This is a genomic window from Bradyrhizobium sp. HKCCYLRH1034 (genome assembly GCF_051168375.1).
Classification (GTDB): domain Bacteria; phylum Pseudomonadota; class Alphaproteobacteria; order Rhizobiales; family Xanthobacteraceae; genus Bradyrhizobium.
Map to the genome: position 1 here is coordinate 13,899 of NZ_JBNPUW010000007.1, position 19,779 is coordinate 33,677.

Annotated in this window: 15 protein-coding genes; 11 read left to right on the forward strand and 4 right to left on the reverse strand. The window is 66.6% G+C overall.

Annotated features, from left to right (window positions below):
• Positions 1-59: 59 nt before the first annotated feature.
• A complete protein-coding gene (locus tag ACQR0W_RS17840; RefSeq protein WP_434840756.1) occupies positions 60-4,478 on the reverse strand; it encodes a beta strand repeat-containing protein in 4,419 nt (1,472 codons plus the stop codon).
• A gap of 617 nt (positions 4,479-5,095) precedes the next feature.
• On the opposite strand from ACQR0W_RS17840, the gene ACQR0W_RS17845 reads away from it, so the two are divergent.
• From ACQR0W_RS17845 to ACQR0W_RS17860, 4 genes are all read left to right on the forward strand, one after another.
• On the forward strand, positions 5,096-5,638 hold the full coding sequence (locus ACQR0W_RS17845) for a phage tail protein (protein WP_315751569.1): 543 nt from the start codon (positions 5,096-5,098) through the stop codon (positions 5,636-5,638).
• Between the two features lie 83 nt (positions 5,639-5,721).
• Positions 5,722-6,249, forward strand: a complete 528-nt coding sequence (locus ACQR0W_RS17850) for a phage tail protein (protein WP_315751568.1) — start codon at positions 5,722-5,724, stop codon at positions 6,247-6,249.
• Between the two features lie 49 nt (positions 6,250-6,298).
• Entirely contained in the window at positions 6,299-6,847 is a 549-nt protein-coding gene (locus ACQR0W_RS17855; RefSeq protein ID WP_316187114.1) for a phage tail protein, read from the forward strand.
• Between the two features lie 55 nt (positions 6,848-6,902).
• Positions 6,903-7,379, forward strand: coding sequence for a GNAT family N-acetyltransferase (locus ACQR0W_RS17860; protein ID WP_315711946.1), 477 nt, complete (start codon positions 6,903-6,905; stop codon positions 7,377-7,379).
• Here the strand turns inward: ACQR0W_RS17860 and ACQR0W_RS17865 are convergent.
• Positions 7,376-8,329: an alpha/beta fold hydrolase gene (locus ACQR0W_RS17865; RefSeq protein ID WP_316187115.1), complete on the reverse strand. Its 954-nt coding sequence runs from the start codon at positions 8,327-8,329 to the stop codon at positions 7,376-7,378. The genes ACQR0W_RS17860 and ACQR0W_RS17865 overlap by 4 nt on opposite strands.
• Positions 8,330-8,508: 179 nt before the next feature.
• Here ACQR0W_RS17865 and ACQR0W_RS17870 point away from each other — a divergent pair, with 179 nt between their 5' ends.
• From ACQR0W_RS17870 to ACQR0W_RS17900, 7 genes are all read left to right on the forward strand, one after another.
• Positions 8,509-9,768, forward strand: a complete 1,260-nt coding sequence (locus ACQR0W_RS17870; RefSeq protein WP_316187116.1) for a D-alanyl-D-alanine carboxypeptidase family protein — start codon at positions 8,509-8,511, stop codon at positions 9,766-9,768.
• Positions 9,769-9,772: 4 nt separating this feature from the next.
• Positions 9,773-10,453, forward strand: a complete 681-nt coding sequence (gene tmk, locus ACQR0W_RS17875) for a dTMP kinase (protein WP_315827617.1) — start codon at positions 9,773-9,775, stop codon at positions 10,451-10,453.
• Positions 10,450-11,490, forward strand: a complete 1,041-nt coding sequence (locus ACQR0W_RS17880) for a DNA polymerase III subunit delta' (protein WP_316187117.1) — start codon at positions 10,450-10,452, stop codon at positions 11,488-11,490. Before tmk ends, ACQR0W_RS17880 begins: the two co-directional genes overlap by 4 nt.
• Positions 11,491-11,560: 70 nt before the next feature.
• Positions 11,561-13,636 (forward strand): methionine--tRNA ligase, encoded by a 2,076-nt coding sequence (gene metG, locus ACQR0W_RS17885; RefSeq protein WP_316187118.1) that lies wholly within the window; start codon positions 11,561-11,563, stop codon positions 13,634-13,636.
• Positions 13,636-14,427, forward strand: coding sequence for a TatD family hydrolase (locus ACQR0W_RS17890; RefSeq protein ID WP_316172040.1), 792 nt, complete (start codon positions 13,636-13,638; stop codon positions 14,425-14,427). Before metG ends, ACQR0W_RS17890 begins: the two co-directional genes overlap by 1 nt.
• Positions 14,424-15,221, forward strand: a complete 798-nt coding sequence (locus tag ACQR0W_RS17895; protein ID WP_316172039.1) for an MBL fold metallo-hydrolase — start codon at positions 14,424-14,426, stop codon at positions 15,219-15,221. Before ACQR0W_RS17890 ends, ACQR0W_RS17895 begins: the two co-directional genes overlap by 4 nt.
• A 180-nt stretch (positions 15,222-15,401) precedes the next feature.
• Positions 15,402-16,031 (forward strand): antibiotic biosynthesis monooxygenase family protein, encoded by a 630-nt coding sequence (locus ACQR0W_RS17900; protein ID WP_316172038.1) that lies wholly within the window; start codon positions 15,402-15,404, stop codon positions 16,029-16,031.
• Positions 16,032-16,150: 119 nt separating this feature from the next.
• Here the strand turns inward: ACQR0W_RS17900 and ACQR0W_RS17905 are convergent, their stop codons facing one another.
• Positions 16,151-17,794 (reverse strand): acyl-CoA synthetase, encoded by a 1,644-nt coding sequence (locus ACQR0W_RS17905; RefSeq protein ID WP_316172037.1) that lies wholly within the window; start codon positions 17,792-17,794, stop codon positions 16,151-16,153.
• A gap of 28 nt (positions 17,795-17,822) precedes the next feature.
• Positions 17,823-19,709 carry a TRAP transporter large permease gene (locus ACQR0W_RS17910; RefSeq protein ID WP_316172036.1) on the reverse strand — a complete coding sequence of 629 codons (1,887 nt, stop codon included), beginning with the start codon at positions 19,707-19,709 and terminating at the stop codon, positions 17,823-17,825.
• Positions 19,710-19,779: the final 70 nt, after the last annotated feature.

Genomic DNA, 19,779 nt, shown 5'->3' on the forward strand with positions numbered 1-19,779 from the left:
AGCCGCCCCAGCCGGGGCGGTTTCGATTCGAGTGCGCCGCCAAGGGCTATTGGGAATGCCTATTGGGCGCTGAACGGCACCCGCGCCTTGGCCGAAAACGTCCAGACGCGGGTGTTGCTGCCGATGCCGCCGAGCTCGGCACCGAGGCCGACACCGATGCCGCCGGCTGTCTGGATGCCGAGACCCCCGGTGGCGCGGGCCGACCAGCCTTGCAGCAGCGGAGTCGAGGCCAGCGCGCCGGCGGCGAGCGTGTTGGCATCCTCCCTGGTGAAGTAGTAGTCGCCGTACAGGCCGACGAACGGCGTCAGAAGAAGCCCGCTATCGAGCCAAGCGACAGGGTAGGCGGCGCGCAGGCCCCCCGACGCGCGGCCGCTGGCGAAATCGTTGGTGCCCTGCCGCGTGCCCAGCGAGTCCGTATAGGCGTTCTGGTGTTCCCACAATGCATAGACCTTGGTGGACGGCTCCAGCACCAGGCCGGCCCATTTATACGTGCCGGTCAGACCGGTGGAAACCATCCAGCGCTGGCCGCTGAAATTGCCCTGGGCGGTTCCGGCGCTGCCGTCATAGCCGATGCCGGAATAGGCTACGGCTGCATCGAAGCGCAGCGTGGGAATGATCTTCCAGCCGAGATAGGCGCCGGTGGTCCAGCCGTCGCCCTTCAGCTTCCCGTTGATGTCCTGCTGGGTGTAGCTGAAGGTCTCGTAGCCGCCGAGCACGCCGACGAGGAAGTTCGGCGCGGCGCGGTAGGTCAATCCCATCGTGGCGTTGAGCTGCTGGCCATAGATCGAGGCTTGGCTGGCCTGGGTGACGCCGCCGATGCTGGTGCTGCCCCAGCGGTCGACGCCAGAACCGCGCACATCGGCCCACAGCAGCCACTCCTTCTGCTCGTGCCATTTCGGCGCGGCCTGCTTCCTGTCGCCACGATCGATGGCCGCGAACGCATCGTCGATCCGGCCGCGACCACGTCCACGTGGCTGGGACGCGCCCGGCAGCAGCGAGGAATAGGCGTTGCTGTCGCCGCTGCCAGCGCGGTCGCCGGCCGGGGACCGCTCGTCCTGATCGCGCGGATCGGCCGAGAAGTTGAAGCGCATGCGGGCATTGCCGGGCGTCAGGAACGAACCGCCATCGTTGAAGCCGTCGGCGATGGCGTCATCGATCGCGCCGGAGATCGCCTGCCCGGAATTCTGCGCCACCAGCTTGCTGACGGTCTGCTGCAGCGAGCGCAGCCGAACGCTGTCGACCGGCACGTTGACGGTCTGGGCAAGGCCGGGCGAGGTGCTCGCCGTAAACAGCGTGGTGCCGGCATAGCTCGCCGTGATCGTGTGGCTGCCGACCGCGAGCGTCGAGGTGGCGAACGTCGCAACGCCGCCCGCCAGCGTCGCCGTGCCGATCGGCGTGCCATTGTCGTTGAAGGTGACCGTTCCGGTCGGGGTGCCGCCCGACGCTGACACCGTGGCCGTGAAGGTCACGGGCTGCCCGAACTGGCTCGGGTTCTGCGACGAGGTCAGCGCGACCGTCGTGACCAATTGGCCCACCGACAGATTGAAGGTGGCATTGGCCGAGGCACTGTTGGTGTCGGTCACGGTCACCGTATACGTGGTCATTGCCGCCGGAACCGTCGGCGTGCCGGTGATCTGGCCATTGCTCGTGTTGAAGCTCAAGCCGGCCGGCAGAGCCGGTGAAACGGCAAACACCAGCGTGCCGGTACCGCCCGAGCCCGTGACCGGCGTGAATGGCGTCACCGCTTGGTTGATCGGCAGCGAGCTGGACGGCACGGCCGTCGTGGCCGTCACCGCACCATTGATGGTCAGGCTGAATGTGTTGCTCGCGGTCGCGTTGGCGGCGTCGGTCACGGTCACGGTGAATGTCGTCGCCGCGCTGGTCACCGTGGGCGTTCCGGAGATGCTGCCGTTGGCCGCATTGAGGGACAGTCCCGCGGGGAGCGTCGGCGAGACGGAATAGGTGAGCGGCGCGGTGCCGCCGCCGCCCGTGACCGGCGTGAACGGCGTCACGGCGTGGTTCGCAGTGAGGGTGGTCGACGCGATCGCCTGGGTCGCGCTGACCGCGCCGTTCACCGCCAGGCTGAACGTATTGGTCGCCGTTGCAGTGTTGGCGTCGGTCACCGTGACCGTATAGGTCGTGGCGCCGCTGGTGGCCGTCGGCGTGCCCGTGATCGCACCCGAGGTCGTATTGAAGGCGAGCCCTGCGGGCAGCGCCGGCGCGATGCCGTAGCTCAGCGGCGAGGTACCGCCGGCGCCGGTGATCGGTGTAAAGGAGGTCACCGCCGTGTTGACGGTCAATCCTTTGGACGCGATCGCCTGGGTCGCCGTCACGGCACCGTTGACGGCCAGGCTGAACGTGTTGCTGGCGCTGGCACTGTTGGCGTCGCTCACGGTGACCGTATAGGTCGCGGCCGTGCTGATCGCGGTTGGCGTGCCCGTGATGGCACCCGTCGAGGTGTTGAAGCTGAGCCCGGCGGGCAGTGTCGGTGCGATGCCATAGGTGAGCGGCGACGTGCCGCCGCCCCCGGTCACCGGGGTGAAGGATGTCGCGGCGACATTGACGGTCAGGGACTTGGCCGGGATCGACTGGGTGGCGCTGACAGCGCCGTTGACTGTCAGGCTGAAGGTGTTCGAGGCGGTCCCGTTGTTGGTGTCGGTGACGGTCACGGTGTACGTCGCGGTCGCCGCGCTCGTCGAAGGCGTGCCGGAGATCGCGCCCGTGGAGGCGCTGATGCTGAGGCCGGCCGGAAGGGACGGAGAGATCGAATATGTCAGTGTCCCCGTGCCGCCGCCACCGGTGACCGGGGTGAAGGCGGTGATGGCCTGGTTGGCGGTGAAGGTCCGCGAGGCGATCGCCTGCGTCGCGGTGACCGCGCTGTTCACCGTCAGGCTGAACGTATTGCTGGCCGTGGCAGTGTTGGCGTCGGTGACCGTGACCGTGTAGGTCGTAGCGCCGCTGGTCACGGTCGGTGTGCCGGTGATCGCGCCGGTCGAGGTGTTGAGCGTCAGGCCCGTCGGCAGCGCGGGGGCAACGCCGTAGGAGAGCGGCGGCGTGCCGCCCGATCCGGTCACCGGCGTGAACGACGTCGCTGCGGCATTCTGCGTCAGCGTCTTCGAGGCGATCGCCTGCGTCGCGCTCACCGGCCCATTGACGGTGAGCTGGAAGGTGTTGCTGGCGGTGCCGCCGTTGGAATCCGTCACCGTCACCGTGTAGGTGGTCGTGCTGCTGGTCACCGTCGGCGTGCCGCTGACCTGGCCGGTGCTGGTGTTGAAGCTGAGTCCGGTCGGCAAGGTCGGCGCGATGGCATAGGACCGCGGCGTTGTGCCGCCACCGCCGGTGACAGGGGTGAACGTCGTGATGGCCGTGTTCACGGTCACCGTGGCCGAGCTCACCGACTGCGTCGCGGTGACGGCGGTGTTCACCGTCAGGCTGAACGTATTGCTGGCTGTGGCACTGTTGGAATCGGTGACGGTCACCGTGTACGTGGTCGCGCCGCTGCTTGCGGTCGGCGTGCCCGTGATCGCGCCGCTGGAGGTGTTGAGCGAGAGGCCGGCGGGCAGCGCGGGCGCGATGCTGTAACTGAGCGACGGGGTGCCGCCGCCGCCGGTGACCGGCGTGAACGATGTCGCGGCCACATTCTGCGTCAGCGTCTTCGAAGCGACCGATTGGGTCGCGGTCACGGCCGAGTTGACTGTCAGACTGAACGTGTTCGAGGCGGTCGCGCTGTTCGCGTCGGTCACGGTCACGGTGTAGGTCGTGGCGCCGCTCGCGGCCGTCGGCGTGCCGGTGATCGCGCCGGTCGATGTGTTGAGCGTGAGACCGGTGGGCAGGGACGGTGACACGCTGTAGGTGTAGGCCGGGGTGCCGCCGCCGCCGGTGACCGGCGTGAAGTTGGTCGATGGTTGATTCTGCGTCAGCGTCTTGGAGGCAACGGACTGCGTGGCCGTCACCGCGCCGTTGACCGTGAGGCTGAAGGTATTGCTGGCGGTCGCGGAGTTGGCATCGGTGATCGTGACCGTGTAGGTGGTCGCGGCACTGGTGACCGTGGGCGTACCGGTGATGGCGCCCGTGGACGTGTTGAAGGACAGACCGGTCGGCAGCGTCGGGGCGATGCCATAGCTGAGCGGTGCGGTGCCGCCGGAGCCGGTGACCGGCGTGAAGGATGTCGCGGCGGTATTGACGGTCAGCGACTTCGACGCGATGGCCTGCGTCGCGGTCGGGCCGGGCAACGTGACGGTGATCGTGAACGAGGTGTTGGTGGTGCCGGCGCCGCTACAATTGCCGGCGGTGTGCGAGCAGTCGCTGGCATAAAAGAGCGTGATGTTCTCGGTTCCCGATCCGGACAGCGAATCGATCCGGATGGTGTATTCCGGCACCTGCGTGAAGTCGCCGCCGATCGGCACGGGAATCAGGGTGTAGGTCGCCTTGGCGCCGGTGTAGCTGAGATTGGTGTAGCTCAGGCCGCCCGCCGTCATCGGGAGATTGTTGAACGCATCAATCGGCGGGCTGTTGGTGCCATTCGAGTGTCCATAGAGACCCCAGAGCACCACGTCGTTGGTGACGCACAGACCGACGGCGTTGCCGGCGCCCGTTCCGTTGATGGTGATGCTGGTGCTGGTGGTCGAGCCGGTCGTGAAGTTACAGGCCGCCTGCGCGCCCACCATCGGGGCGAGCATCAAGGCAAGAACCACCGAAACAAAACCCAGCGCACGCCGCAGAGGCGTGCATGCCGCATGAAAATTCCGGCGCCAAGTCCCGGTTGACAATTTGGTCGTGCCCCTTACGGCCCCTCATTGGCTGAGAGTGCCGCTGAAAAAAATTGGTTCGAAGAAATTTTGGTAACGCAATCGTAACCTTGGAGAAGCAGCGCCTTCCGGGCAAGTCGATTCAACCAGACCGGGCACGACTTCTGCTTGGCGTTGCATAGCGGCAACAGCGCAATCTACGGAACTTTATTGTCTTGACGGATCCGAGCGACGCAACCTAGACTTCTCCTACAGGTTGTTTCTCACGCTCTCAAAAATTTCAATGCGGAGGCTGTTTGATCAAGCCGCCGCCATTCGTTTCAAAATGACATTGGGGAGAGACGCGCATGCCGTTGACGCCTGTGTTGGGGCAGATCATGCCTTTTGCGGGATCTCAGCCGCCGAGAGGGTGGGCGTTCTGCAACGGCGCGCTACTCGCCATCCAGACCAACCAGGCGCTGTTCTCACTGCTCGGCACCTATTACGGCGGCAACGGCGTGACGACATTCGCGCTGCCGGATCTGCGTGGCCGGGCCATCCTCGGATCGACGGGCAGCTCCGGTCAGTTTCCCGCAGGGATGGTCAGCGGCGAAACGACCGTGACGCTGACCCTCGCTCAGATGCCGGCTCACAATCACCTGGTGCAGGCCTCGACGACCAATGGTGCCGGCCGAAGCGCGGGTCCCACGAACAATCTGTTCGGGACCAATACGCTGCCGGCGGACGATCCCAAGAAGATCTTCGCGACCGCAGGATCGGGCGAGGTCCCGCTGGCCGTGGGCACGAACATTCCCGAGATCGGCGGCGGGCAGGCGCACAACAACATGCAGCCCTACCTCGTGATCAACTACCTGATCGCGATGCAGGGCGTCTTCCCCTCGCGCAACTGAGCGTCTTCGGATCGATCGAATCCCCCCAGTTCCGCGCCGCGCCTGCTCTCGCGGCGCCCACGGCTCAATGAAAGGATGTCGGGATGTCAGACCCGTTTCTCGGTGAGATCAGGCTGTTCGCCTTTCCGCGCATACCGGACGGCTGGCTGGCCTGCGACGGCAGCTCGCTGTCCATTTCAAACTACGATGCGCTCTATACGATCCTCGGAACGACCTATGGCGGCGACGGCATCCAGACGTTCAACCTGCCCGATCTGCGCGGCCGCGTGCCGCTCGGGCAGGGCACGCCGCCCGGTGGCGCGACGTATGTGCTTGGCGAGGTCGCGGGCGAGGACGAGCACCTGCTGATCACGACCGAGTTGCCCGCGCATAGCCATGCCCTGCTGTCGTCGACGGTCACGGCCGACACGGCGATCCCCGGACCCACGGTCCATCTGGCGACCGCGTCCACCGGGAATCTCGATGCCCCCATCGCCGATGCCGGCACCTACTCGGTCATGGCGCCCTGCGTGGCCGCCGCGGGACAGAGCGTCCCGCACAACAACATCATGCCGACCGTCGTGGGCAACTACTGCATCTGCATCAACGGCGTCTATCCCTCGCCAGGCTGAGGCGTCGCGGTTCGACCGGCTTCATCGCACATTCTCGAGGAGAGACGACGTGTCTGATCCCTTTGTTGGCGAAATCCAGGCTTTTCCCTTCACTTTTGCAACCGGCGGCTTCAATAGAGCGTGGTTGCCGTGCTTCGGCCAGCTGCTTCCAATTCAGCAATACACGCCGTTGTTCGCCTTGATCGGCACCTATTTCGGCGGCAACGGCACGACCAACTTCCAGCTCCCCAATCTGAGCGGCGCGATCACCAACGGCCAAGGCGACGGACCCGGCCTGCAGCCCCGCGTGATCGGCGAGATGATGGGCAGCAGCACTGTCGGGCTGGTTTCGACCGAAATGCCCGCGCACACGCATAACCTGCAGCTCGGCAGCAGGTCCGCGCCGAACGCGGCCCCTGGGCCGGGGACGCCCGGGACGATGGTGGCGATCGATCCCTCGTTCAACGGCTTCGTGGCGCCGCCGGCGAATGTCAACCTCGCTCCCAACGCGGTCACGACGTCCGGGCAGAGCATCCCGCACGACAACATGCAGCCGACCCAGGCACTGATCTGGTGCATCTGCTATGCGGGCATCTTCCCGTCGTTCAACAACTCCTGAGCCGAGCAGGCTCGGAGTGACGACCGGGAGCGAGATCGTCTCGCGGGATGTTCGCTTGCGGCTGCGGCCCGCCGAGACCGCCGACGAGCCGTTCCTGCGCGACCTCTTTGGCTCCGTCAGAGGTGCGCAGCTCGCCGCGGCCGGTCTGCCGCCGGCGATGCTCGATCTCGTGCTGGCGCAGCAATATCGCGCCCAGGTCGCGGGCCACGCGGCGCAATGTCCGGCAGCGCAGTCGCTGATCATTCTCCGCGATGCCGCGCCGGTCGGGCGGCTGCTGCTCGACCGCGCGGCGTCGCGATGGCACGTGGTCGATCTCGCGCTGCTGCCGGGCGCGCGCAACGCCGGTGTCGGACGCGAGATCATGCAGGCGGTCGCAACGGCGGCACGGGAGCAGGGCGCCGACGTGCTCTCGCTCGCGGTCGCGACGACGAATGAGGACGCGATCCGGTTCTACGTGCGGCTGGGGTTCCGCGATGTGGCGGACGAGGCGATGGCGTCGCATCGCATGATGGAGCTGCCGCTCGCGCGCTAGCGAGCAGGAGCCACCTCGCGCAGGAACGCGATCAGCGCCGCATTCACCTCGGCAGAGCGTTCCTGCTGGATCCAGTGCCCGGCCCCCTCGATGATCAGCTTGCGCCGCAGATCCGGCAGAACTCGCGCCATGTCCTGGACGCGCTTGGCGCCGATCAGCCCGGTCACGACGGCGTCCGCGCTGCCGGCGATGAACAGCGACGGCTGGCGGATCTGCGCGTCCTGCCACGGCGCGGTGAGCTCCCAGTTGCGATCGATGTTGCGGTACCAGTTCAGGCCACCGCGGAAGCCGGAGGCGCCGTAAGCCGCGACGAACTCGGCGAGATCGTCCTCGCTCAGCCACGCAGGCAAAGGCAGATCGGGGGCGACGTCGCCGAGAAAGCCTTTGTCCGGTGCGACGAACAGCGACTGCGGATCGGAGAATCCGCGCGCCAGCATCGTGCGCATCGTCAGCGCCACGTCACGCTCGAGCTCGGCCTCCGCCACGCCGGGCGTTTGAAAATACTGCCAGTAGAAGTTCTCGATGCCGCCGGCACTGAGCGTGTCGAGCGGCCGGGCGCGACCGCGAAACGGGGGAGGGACGCTCAAGCCCGCGACGGCCGTGAACACGTCCGGACGGAACAGCGCCGCATGCCAGGCCACCGGCGCGCCCCAGTCGTGGCCGATGATGACGGCCCGACGCTCGCCGAGCGCCCCGACCAGTCCGACCATGTCGCCGACCGTGTCGAAGATGGTATAGGCGCCGATATCCTCAGGCGCCTGCGAGCGGCCGAAGCCGCGCATGTCGGGCGCCACGACGCGATAGCCGGCGGCGGCGAGGGCCGGGATCTGGTGCCGCCACGAATACGACAGTTCGGGCCAGCCGTGGCACAGCACCACGAGGGGGCCTTCGCCCTGTTCGCGCACGAACAGCTCGATTCCGTTGGCCTTGATGATCCGCGTCGATGACACTGTTTCCACCCTCGATCGCTCGATTTTCGAGTTGGCCGTGTTGATTGCCGGCGCTCGACCTATCGCACCGCGCGACGGGCCGTGCAAATCCACGGGACAGCGGACGCATCCGCGGGATTGCCGAGTTGTTTGCGTCCCCTGCAACTGCTAGAATCCCAGTGCGCTCCAGAGCTTAGCCGATGAATTTCATGACCTTACCGCTGCGCCGCTCCGGTTTCACGTCCGGACGGGCGACGCGTGCGCTCATCGCCTTGACGGTGGCGGTTGCCGTCGGCTGGTGCGGCGCGCTGTACGCCGCCAACCAGAGCGTCCAGGGCGCGCGCAAGGAGGATGGCGGCTTCGACGGCGATGCGCCGACCGCGATCCTGATCGAGGCCAACAGCGGCAGCGTGCTGTTCGAGAAGAACGCGGACGAGCTGCGGGCGCCCTCCAGCATGATGAAGCTGATGACCGCCGAGGTGGTGTTCAACGCCGTCAAGGAGGGCACGATCAAGCTCAACGACGAATACCGCATCAGCGAGAATGCCTGGCGCCGGGGCGGGGCGCCCTCCGGCACCTCGACGATGTTCGCCGCGCTCAACAGCAAGGTCTCGGTGAGCGACCTCCTGCATGGCGCGATCATCCAGAGCGGCAACGACGCCTGCATCGCGCTTGCCGAAGGCATGGCCGGCAACGAGAAGATCTTCGCCGCCGACTACATGACCAAGCGGGCGCGCGAGCTCGGCCTCACCAGATCGACCTTCGCCAATTCCAACGGGCTGCCCGATCCCGGCAACAAGATGACGGTGCGCGAGCTCGCCATGCTCGCCCGGCACATCATCCTGGATTTCCCGGAGTTCTATAAGATCTTCGGCGATAAGGAGTTCACCTGGAACAAGATCCGTCAGCAGAACCGCAACCCGCTCTTGAACGCGATGGAAGGCGCCGACGGCCTCAAGACGGGTTTCACCAAGGAAGGCGGCTACGGCATGGTCGGCTCGGCCGTGCAGAACGGCACGCGGCTGATCGTGGTCGTCAATGGCCTGGAGGATTCCGAGGACCGCGCCACCGAGGCCAAGAAGATGCTGGAATGGGGTTTCCGCAATTTCGAGACCCGCACCCTGTTCGCCGCGGAGCAGCCGATCGGCTATGCCAAGGTGTTCGGCGGCGAGAGCCGCTCGGTCAAGCTGTCGAGCCCGGTGCCGGTCAAGGTCATGGTTCAGAAGAACGGCGGCGACAAGCTGATCGCCCGCATCGTCTACAGCGGCCCGGTCAGGGCTCCCATCGAGCCCGGGCAGAAGGTCGGGGTTGTCAGGGTCTGGCGCGGCCCCAATATCGCCATGGAGGCCCCTGTCTATGCTGCGGAGGCGGTGAGCAGGGGATCCACGATGCGGCGTGCGATCGATGGGGTCAGCGAGCTCGTGATCGGGATGTTCCGCGCCGGGGCCGAGAAGCTCTAGAGACATGGCGGAAGCAGCTTTGAAACGTGGTCCTGGCCGCGGCCGATTCGTCACCTTCGAGGGTGGCGAGGGCGCCGGAAAATCGACGCAGATCAAGATGCTGGCGGACCATCTGCAGAAAGAGGGTGTGCGCCTGGTGCTGACCCGCGAGCCCGGGGGATCGCCGGGCGCGGAGATCATGCGCCACCTCGTGCTGTCGGGCATGGGCAAGCTGCTGGGCCCGGAGGCCGAGACGCTGCTGTTCGCGGCCGCGCGGGACGACCATGTCCGCAACGTGATTCTGCCGGCGCTGAACCAGGGCAGCTGGGTGCTGTGCGATCGCTTCTTCGATTCGACCCGGGCCTACCAGGGCAGCCAGGGGAAGGTCGCGCCGGACGTGCTCAATGCGATGCAGCGGGTCACGATCGGCGACCTCAAGCCGGATCTGACCCTCATCCTCGATGTTCCCGTCGAGATCGGTCTGCAGCGTGCCGGGGCGCGGCGCGGCGCCGGAACCCCGGACCGGTTCGAAGGCGAAGACATCAAGTTCCACAAGGGACTGCGCGACGCCTTTCACAAGATCGCCGCCGAGGATCCCCGGCGCTGCGTGCTGATCGACGCTACGGCGAGCGCGGAAACGGTCTCGCAGCTCGTTTGGGACGCCGTGCGCGAACGCCTGTTCACGGAAGTGGCGGCGGCGTCATGAGCGCACGCAAGGTCGAACCGGAGATCGCGGTCCGCCATCCACGCGAAACCACCGCCTTGTTCGGGCATCGCGACGCCGAGGCGGCGCTGCTTTCCGCCTACCGCAGCGGACGGATGGCGCATGCCTGGCTGATCGGCGGCCCACAAGGCATCGGCAAGGCCACCTTGGCCTACCGCATGGCGCGCTTCGTGCTGGCCCACCGCGATCCCACCACCGCCGAGGTGCGCGCCGCCGATTCGTTGTACGTCGACGCGGAGGACCACGTCGCGCGCCTGATCGCCTCCGAGGCTCATGGCGGGCTGCTCACCTTGGAGCGCTCGGCCAACGACAAGGGCGTGCTGCGCACGGTCATCACCGTGGACGAGACCCGCGAGACGATCTCGTTCTTCGGCTCGACGGCGGCGGTCGAGGGTTGGCGGGTGTGCATCGTCGACACCGTCGACGAGCTCAATCCGAACGCCGCCAACGCGCTGCTCAAGATCCTCGAGGAGCCGCCGCAGCGGTCGCTGTTCCTGCTGGTCAGCCACGCGCCCGCGCGGGTGCTCGCCACCATCAAGTCGCGCTGCCGCCGGCTGGCGCTGCGGGCGTTGTCCACCGACGACGTCGTCAGCGCCGCGGCCGAGGCCACCGGAATGGACGGAGCCGATCCGGCGCTGCGCGAGGCCGCCAGGGCCTCCGAGGGCAGCGTCGCCCGGACCCTCATGCTGTTGGGCGGCGACGGGCTGCAGCTGCAGACCCGGACCGCGGCGCTGCTCGCGAGCCTGCCTCGGATCGACCCGGGCGAGCTGCATGCCCTGGGCGATGCGCTCGGCACCAGCGACCGCGTCGCGCTGGCGAGCTTCCTCGACAGTATCGAGCGCTGGGTGGCGGAGCGGCTGCGGGCCGCAGATCCCAACGCGGAACTGCCGCGCCTTGCACGGCTGGCGGAGGTATGGGAAAAGATCGTCCGCGCCGCGCGCGACACCGAATCCTATAATCTGGAGCGAAAACCGCTGGTTTTCTCGGTGTTCGGGATGCTCGCCGAAGCCACGCGGTAACCGCGCCGACCATCATCCCGGGATCATCAGGATCAATCCGTCGACCGACGTCGTCAAAGAGGAATCTGCCGTGGCGAAGGCCAGCAAGACAAGCGTGAAGAAGGGCAAGCCCGCGAGCAAGAGCGGCGCGAAGAAGGCTGCCGCCAAGGGGCCTGCGAAGGGCAAGGCCAGCGCCGCCAAGGCGAAGGCGGCGAAGGACAAGGACGCCAAGAAAAAGACCGCCAAATCCAAGACGGCGCCCGCGAAAGCCAAGAGCAAAGCCCCGGCGGCGAGCGCGGCCAAGAAAGCGTCGAAGAGCGCCGCCAAGAAAGCGGTCAAGAAAGCTGTGAAGGCTCCGGCCAAGAAGGCCGTGGCAAAGCCCGCCACAGCGCCGGTCAAGAAGACGGCCGCCAAGCCCGCGGCAGCAACGAACAAGCCTTCGGCCGCGAGAAAGCCCGCCGCTCCGAAACAGCCGGCTGCACCGAAGAAGGTCGCGCCGGCCATCGTTGAAGCGCCGAAGCCGCCACGCGCCGCGAAGCCGAAGGCACCGCGCAAGCCGAAGGTCGAGGCCGTGGTCGTCGAGATCGACGAGATCGTAGCGCAGGTCGCGGCAGCTCCCGTCGACAAGAACACCTTCTACGTCACGACAGCGATCGCCTATCCCAACGGCAACCCGCATATCGGCCACGCCTATGAGGCGATCGCGACCGACGCCATCGCGCGCTTTGCGCGGCTCGACGGCAAGGACGTGTACTTCCTGACCGGCACCGACGAGCACGGTCTGAAGATGGTGCAGACCGCGCAGAACGAGGGCATGACGCCGTCCGAACTCGCGACCCGCAATGCCGGCCGGTTCCGCGAGATGGACGAGCGGCTGAACGTCTCGTTCGACCGCTTCATCCGCACCACCGAGCCCGCGCATCATCGCTCCGTCCAGGCGATCTGGAACCGCATGCGCGAGAATGGCGACATCTATGCCGACAGCTATGCGGGCTGGTACTCGGTACGCGACGAGGCCTATTACGCCGAGGATGAGACCGTCGTCGGCGAGGACAACGTCCGCCGCGGACCGCAGGGCACGCCGGTGGAGTGGGTCGAGGAGAAGAGCTATTTCTTCCGCCTGTCGGCCTATCAGGAGAAGCTGCTCGCGCTCTATGAGAGCCAGCCCGATTTCATTGGGCCGGATGCGCGCCGCAACGAGATCATCAGCTTCGTCAGGGGCGGGTTGAAGGACCTGTCGATCTCGCGCACCACCTTCGACTGGGGCGTCCGTGTGCCTCACGACGAGGAGCACGTGATGTATGTCTGGGTCGACGCGCTGACCAACTACATCACCGGCGTCGGCTTTCCCGACGAGAGCGATGCAAACTGGAAATACTGGCCTGCCGACGTGCACGTCATCGGCAAGGACATCATCCGCTTCCATGCGGTGTACTGGCCGGCGTTCCTGATGTCGGCCGGCGTGCCCGTGCCGAAGCGGGTCTATGCCCACGGCTTCCTGTTCAACAGGGGCGAGAAGATGTCGAAATCGGTCGGCAACGTCGTCGATCCATTCAATCTTGCCGACCAGTATGGCGTCGACCAGCTGCGCTATTTTTTCCTGCGCGAAGTGCCGTTCGGCCAGGACGGCAACTACAATCACGAGGCGATCGTCGCGCGCATCAACGCCGATCTCGCCAACGACCTCGGCAACCTCGCACAGCGCTCGCTGTCGATGATCGCAAAGCAGCTCGGCGGCGTGCTGCCGGAGCCCGGCGAGTTCTCGGCCAATGACAAGGCGATCCTGGCGGAGGCCGATGCGATGATCGGCGCGGCGCGCAAGGCCATGGCGACGCAGCAGATCCACCAATGGCTCAATGCGGTCTGGTCGGTCGTGGCCGAGGCCAACCGCTATTTCGCGGGCGAGGCGCCGTGGGCGCTGGCGAAGACCGATCCGCAGCGCCAGCATACGGTGCTCTATGTCACCGCCGAGGTGATCCGTCAGGTCGCGATCCTGACCCAGCCGGTGATGCCGGCCGCGTCGGCAAAGCTGCTCGACAGCCTCGGCATTCCCGAGGACGAACGGAATTTTGCGCGACTCGGCGGCGACGTCCGGATTGCGGCTGGCACGCAGCTGCCGGCACCGCAGGCGGTGTTCCCGCGCTACATCGAGCCGACGGCGGCGTGATGCTGGTCGACAGCCATTGCCATCTGGATTTTCCGGATTTCGCCGAGGATCTGGATGGCATCGTCACGCGTGCCGCCGCCGCCGGCGTCGGCCGCATGGTAACGATCTCGACGCGGGTGCGGCGCTTGCCCGAGCTGCTGGCGATCGCCGAGCGGTTCGACAACGTGTTCTGCTCGGTCGGCACCCATCCGCACAATGCGGATGAGGAGGACGGCATCGCGGCCGAGGAACTGATCGCGCTGACCAGGCACCCGAAGGTGGTCGCGCTCGGCGAGGCCGGGCTCGACAATTTCTACGACCACGGCTCCAAGGACGCCCAGGAACGCGGCTTCCGCGCCCACATCGCAGCAGCGCGCGCGACCGGCCTGCCGCTGGTGATCCACACCCGCGAAGCGGACGAGCAGTGCAGCCGCATCCTCGAGGAGGAGATGGCGCGCGGACCTTTCCAGGCCGTGCTGCATTGCTACACCGGCGGGCGTGAGCTGGCGATGAAGGCGATCGACCTCGGACTGCACATCTCGTTCACGGGCATCGTGACGTTCAAGAAGTCGGACGCACTTCGCGCGCTGGCCGCCGAGGTGCCGGCCGACCGCATCATGGTCGAGACCGACGCGCCGTATCTCGCGCCCGGCAAGTTCCGCGGCAAGCGCAACGAGCCGGCCTACGTCGTCGAGACGGCGAAGGTGCTGGCGGAAACCTGCGGCGTCTCGTTCGAGGAATTCTCGCGCCAGACCACCGAGACCTTCTTCAAGCTGTTCTCCAAGGTGCCGCGGCCAAAGGAGGCTGCATGACGCTGACGCTCACCATCCTCGGCTGCGGCTCCTCGGCCGGCGTGCCGCGCCCGGCGCTGGGGTGGGGCGCCTGCGATCCCAACAACCCGAAGAACCGCCGCAGGCGCTGCTCGCTTCTGGCTGAGCGCCGCGGAGCCCATGGCGTCACGCGGGTCGTGATCGACACGTCGCCGGATCTGCGCGAGCAGTTGATCGACACCAACGTCGATCACATCGACGCGGTATTCCTGACGCACGAGCATGCTGACCAGACCCATGGCATCGACGATCTGCGCTCGGTGGTGATGCATCAGCGCCGGCGCATTCCGGTCTACCTGAACCAGTCGACCGCGAAAGACATCATGCACCGGTTCTCCTATTGCTTCATCTCGCCACCGGGAAGCGACTATCCGCCGATCCTGACCCAGCACGCGATCGAGGCGGGCGAGACCCAGGCGGTGGAAGGCAAGGGCGGCGAGCTGAAGCTGACGGCGTTCCTGGTCCAGCACGGCAATATCCCCGCGCTCGGCTATCGCATCGGCGATGCCGCCTACACGCCGGACCTCAACGACATCCCCGAGGAGAGCTGGGGCGCGCTGGAGGATCTCGACCTCTGGATCGTCGACGGCCTGCGCCCTGCCTCGCATCCGAGCCATTTCTCGGTCAACGACGCTCTCGCCTGGATCGAGCGCTTCAAGCCGAAGCGCGCCGTCATCACCAACATGACCGCCGATCTTGACTACGAGGTGCTGCGCCAGAGCCTGCCGGCGGGCGTGGTGCCGGCCTATGACGGGATGCGGCTGGAGGTCGGGTAGGGCGATCGTCCGTCGGCCAAGGCCGTCATTGAGAAAAGCCGAAGGCGACGAAGCAATCCAGAGTCGTCGGAATGCTTCTGGATTGCCTCGCTTCGCTCGCAATGACCTTCATGCGCGGCCGGCTGCGATGGCCACCGCGTTTGAAGTTCAGCCGACGTCCAAAAACACGGAGACGCTGCCATGCTGTCGCTGTTCTTCGAGGTCGAGGTCAAGCCGGGCCGCCTCGACCAGTATCTGCAACTCGCCGCGGCGCTGCGGCCCGAGCTCGATGCGCTCGGCGGCTGCCTGTTCCTCGACCGCTTCCGGAGCCTGTCGCGCGACAATCTGATCCTGTCCTACCAGATCTGGCAGGACGAGGGCGCCATGACCGCCTGGCGCGTCCATGCCCATCATCACGACATCCAGACCCTCGGCCGCGACAAGGTGTTCTCGGACTACCGCCTGCGTATCGCCGAGTTGGCCCACGAGGTAAAGCCAGGGCAGGCGGCCTGGCAGCCGGAGCGGCGAGGCACCTACAATGATCCGAAGCGGCGTGCGCCGACCTATGTGCTGGCCGTCGAGACGGCGGCCCCGCAATTGAGCGGCGTGAAGGACCTGCCGGTCGCGAGCTTCTCCAGCGTCTACCGGGAAGGACGCTTCGCGCATCTCGTCGAATTGCCGAACGAGCCGACCGGCGTCGCACTGAGCACGCAGCTGCTCGCCGAACCCGGCGCCGACAACATCCGCGTCGTCGAAGTCACCCGCGACTACGGCATGTACGACCGCCGCGAGGCGCCGCAATACTATCCGGAGAAGAGCAGGGGCTCTTGATCATTTTCGTCATTGCGAGCGCAGTGCGTAGCGCGGATTAGCGGAGCGCAATCCGCCATTCTGGCGTCAAGGACGGCGGGTTACGCGCCGAGGCGCTAACCCGCCCTACTCATGGGCACCTACGCCGAGATCGCCTTGGCCGAGTTCACCTCGTTGCGCAGCAGGAATTTCTGGATCTTGCCCGTCGACGTCTTCGGGATCGGGCCGAACACCACCACCTTCGGCGTCTTGAATCCGGACATGTGGCTGCGGCAATAGGCGATGATCTCCGCTTCCGTCGCCTGCGCGCCGTCCTTCAGCTCGATGAAGGCGCAAGGCACCTCGCCCCATTTCGGATCGGGCTTGGCGACGACGGCGGCGAACAGCACGGCAGGGTGCTTGTAGAGGATGTCCTCGACCTCGACCGAGGAGATGTTCTCGCCGCCGGAGATGATGATGTCCTTGGAGCGGTCCTTGATGATGACGTAGCCGTGCTCGTCGAGCACGCCGAGGTCGCCGGTGTGGAACCAACCACCGGCAAAGGCTTCCTGCGTCGCCTTCTCGTTCTTGAGATAGCCCTTCATGACGATGTTGCCGCGGAACATCACCTCGCCGATGGTCTCGCCGTCGCGCGGCACCTCCTGCATCGTCTCCGGATTGAGCACGGTGACGGCTTCCTGCAGCGGATAGGGCACGCCCTGGCGCCGCTTCAGCCGCGCGCGCTCAGGCGCCGGCAGGTCGTCCCAGCCGGGCTGCTCGGCGCAGACCGAGGCGGGGCCGTAGACCTCGGTCAGGCCGTAGACATGGGTCAGCTTGATGCCGATGCTCTCGGCACCTTCGAGCACGGCGACCGGCGGCGCGGCGCCCGCGATCAGCCCCACCACCGGCTTGTCGCGCTTGCCCTTGGGCGCGTCGGGCGCGTTGATCAGGACGTTGTAGACGATCGGCGCGCCGCACATATGCGTCACGCCGTGGGTCTTGATCAGCTCGAAGATCCTGGTCGGCTCGACCTTGCGCAGGCAGACATTGACGCCGGCCGCAGCGGCCATGGTCCAGGGGAAGCACCAGCCGTTGCAGTGGAACATCGGCAGGGTCCAGAGATAGACCGGATGCTGGCCGAGCCCGCCGGCGAGGATGTTGCTGACGGCGTTGAGGTACGCGCCGCGGTGATGGGTGACGACGCCCTTGGGATTGCCCGTCGTGCCAGACGTATAGCTCATCGCGATCGCGTCCCATTCGTCGGTGGGACGGCGCGGCTCGAAGCTGGGATCGCCCGAGGCGACGGCTGCTTCGTACTCGATCTCGCCGATGCGGCTACCGCCGGCATAGGAGGCGTCGTCGACGTCGATCACGAACGGCTTTGCGCCGCTCATCAGCTTGAGCGCCTCGCTGATCACGCCGGAGAATTCCGGATCGACCAGGATGATCTTGGCCTGGCCGTGGTCGAGCTGAAACGCGATCGAGGACGCATCGAGCCGGATGTTGAGCGTGTTGAGCACGGCGCCGGCCATCGGCACGGCAAAATGCGCCTCATTCATCGCGGGGATGTTCGGCAGCATCGCCGCCACGGTGTCGCCGACCCCGATGCCGCGGCCCGCGAGGTACGACGCGAAGCGCCGGCAGCGGTCATAGGTCTGGCGCCAGGTGAAGCTGCGGCCTTCATAGACCGTGCTGACGTGGTCGGGATAGACGGCCGCGCTGCGCGCCAGGAAGCTGAGCGGGGTCAGCGGCACGTAGTTGGCCGGCGTCTTGTCCAGACCGAGCTGATACTGGTTCGTGCTCATCACCACCCTCCCTCGTCATCTGAAGAGTCTACAGGAACCCGATCGAAATCCACGGAAAAATCGCAACGATGACGAGGCCGATGAGAAGCGCCAGCAGGTAGCCCCAGATCGGGCGGATGCCCTTCGCGGGATCGACCCGGCCAATCGCGCAGGCGGCGTAATATCCGACCCCGAACGGCGGTGCGAACAGACCAATTCCCATCGCCAGGATGATCACCATGGCATAATGCACCTCGTGCACGCCGACGGCACGCGCGATCGGAAACAGCAGCGGGCCGAACAGCACGATCGCCGGAATGCCCTCGAGCACGCTGCCCAGGATCGTGAAGGCGACGATCGAGACCGCGATGAACGTCGCCGGGCCGCCCGGCAGCCCGGTCATGGCCGCCGCCAGCGCCCGCGAGAAGCCGGACTGCGTCAGGCCCCAGGCCATGCCGGTCGCCGTCCCGATGATCAGCAGGATGGCGCCGGACAGCGCCGCCGTCTCGATCAGCATCGGCATCAGGCGGCGCCAGTCGAAACGGCGATAGACCAGCAGGCCCGCCAGCACGCCATAGACGATGCCGATGGTCGAGACCTCCGTCGCCGTCGCGACGCCCTCGACGACGGCAGCGCGGATCACGAAGGGCAGGGCCAGGGCAGGGAGCGAGACGATGAAGGCCTTGCCGATCTCGGCTCCGGTCGCGCGGCGGACACCGCTCATGTCCTCGTTGCGGTAACGCCACCACACCAGCGCGCACAGCGTGATCGCCAGCACCACGCCCGGCAGCAGGCCGCCGGTGAACAGCGCCGCAATCGACACGCCAGTGACGGAGCCGATCGTGATCAGAACCAGGCTCGGCGGAATGGTCTCGGTCTGTGCGCCGGTGGCGGCGAGCAGGGCGACGAGATCGCCGGGCTTGGCGCCGCGCGCCTTCATCTCCGGAAACAGCACCGGCGCGACCGCCGCCATGTCGGCCGCCTTGGCGCCGGAAATGCCCGAGACGAGATACATCGCGCCGACCAGCACGTAATGTAGCCCGCCGCGGACGTGACCCAAGAGGCTCGCCAGGAACGCGACCATGGCGCGGGCCATGCCGGTCATTTCGATCAGCAGGCCGAGAAAGACGAACAGCGGCACCGACAGCAGGATGAGATGGCTCATGCCCTCGTCCATGCGCCCGACCAGCACCATCAGCGGCGTGCGCGTCGTCAGCGCCAGATAACCGAAGATCGCGAGCCCGAAGGCGAACGCGATCGGCACGCCCGCGAAGACGCACAAGCCGACCACGCCGACGAAGAAGATCACGAGGTTGATGTTGCCGAGCGGCTTCAGCAGCGGCTGTGCCACCCAGAACAGCGCGATGACGGCTGCGACGGAGACGACGGCCAGCAGCATCGTCCTGACGCTGGCCGTGCGGGCGAGACGGATGAGGGCGAACAGCGCCATCAGTCCGATGCCGACCGGCAGCGCGGCGGCGCGCCAGATGTTTTCGATCTGCAGCGCCGGCGTCGTGATGAAGCTTTCCTCGTAAGCGTACTCCCAGGACGGCCAGGCGATCATGACAAGGAACGCCAGCGCCGCGGCAGTGGCGACCAGATCGAGATAGGCGCGCAAGCCGGGGCTGGCGCGCGCCACCATTGCCGTCATCCGCATGTGCTCGCCGCGGCGGAACGCAACCGCAGCGCCGAGCATCGCGAGCCACAGGAACAGGATCGAGGCCAGCTCGTCCGACCAGATCAGCGGCCGGTGCAGGACGTAGCGCGCCACGACGCCCGCGAACAGGATGACGATCTCGGCCACGACCAGCAGCGCGGCTGGGATCTCGACCAGGAGACCCAGCAAGGCATCCAAGCCATCGAGCCAGGACCGGCGGCGAGGGATCTCGATGACCACCTCGCTGATCGCAATTTCCGTGAACTCGGCATGCGCCATGACGTCACCCGAACGCGTCTACGTCATTCTTGTTTTGAGCATGATCGTTTCGGAAAGCCGGTCCCACGTT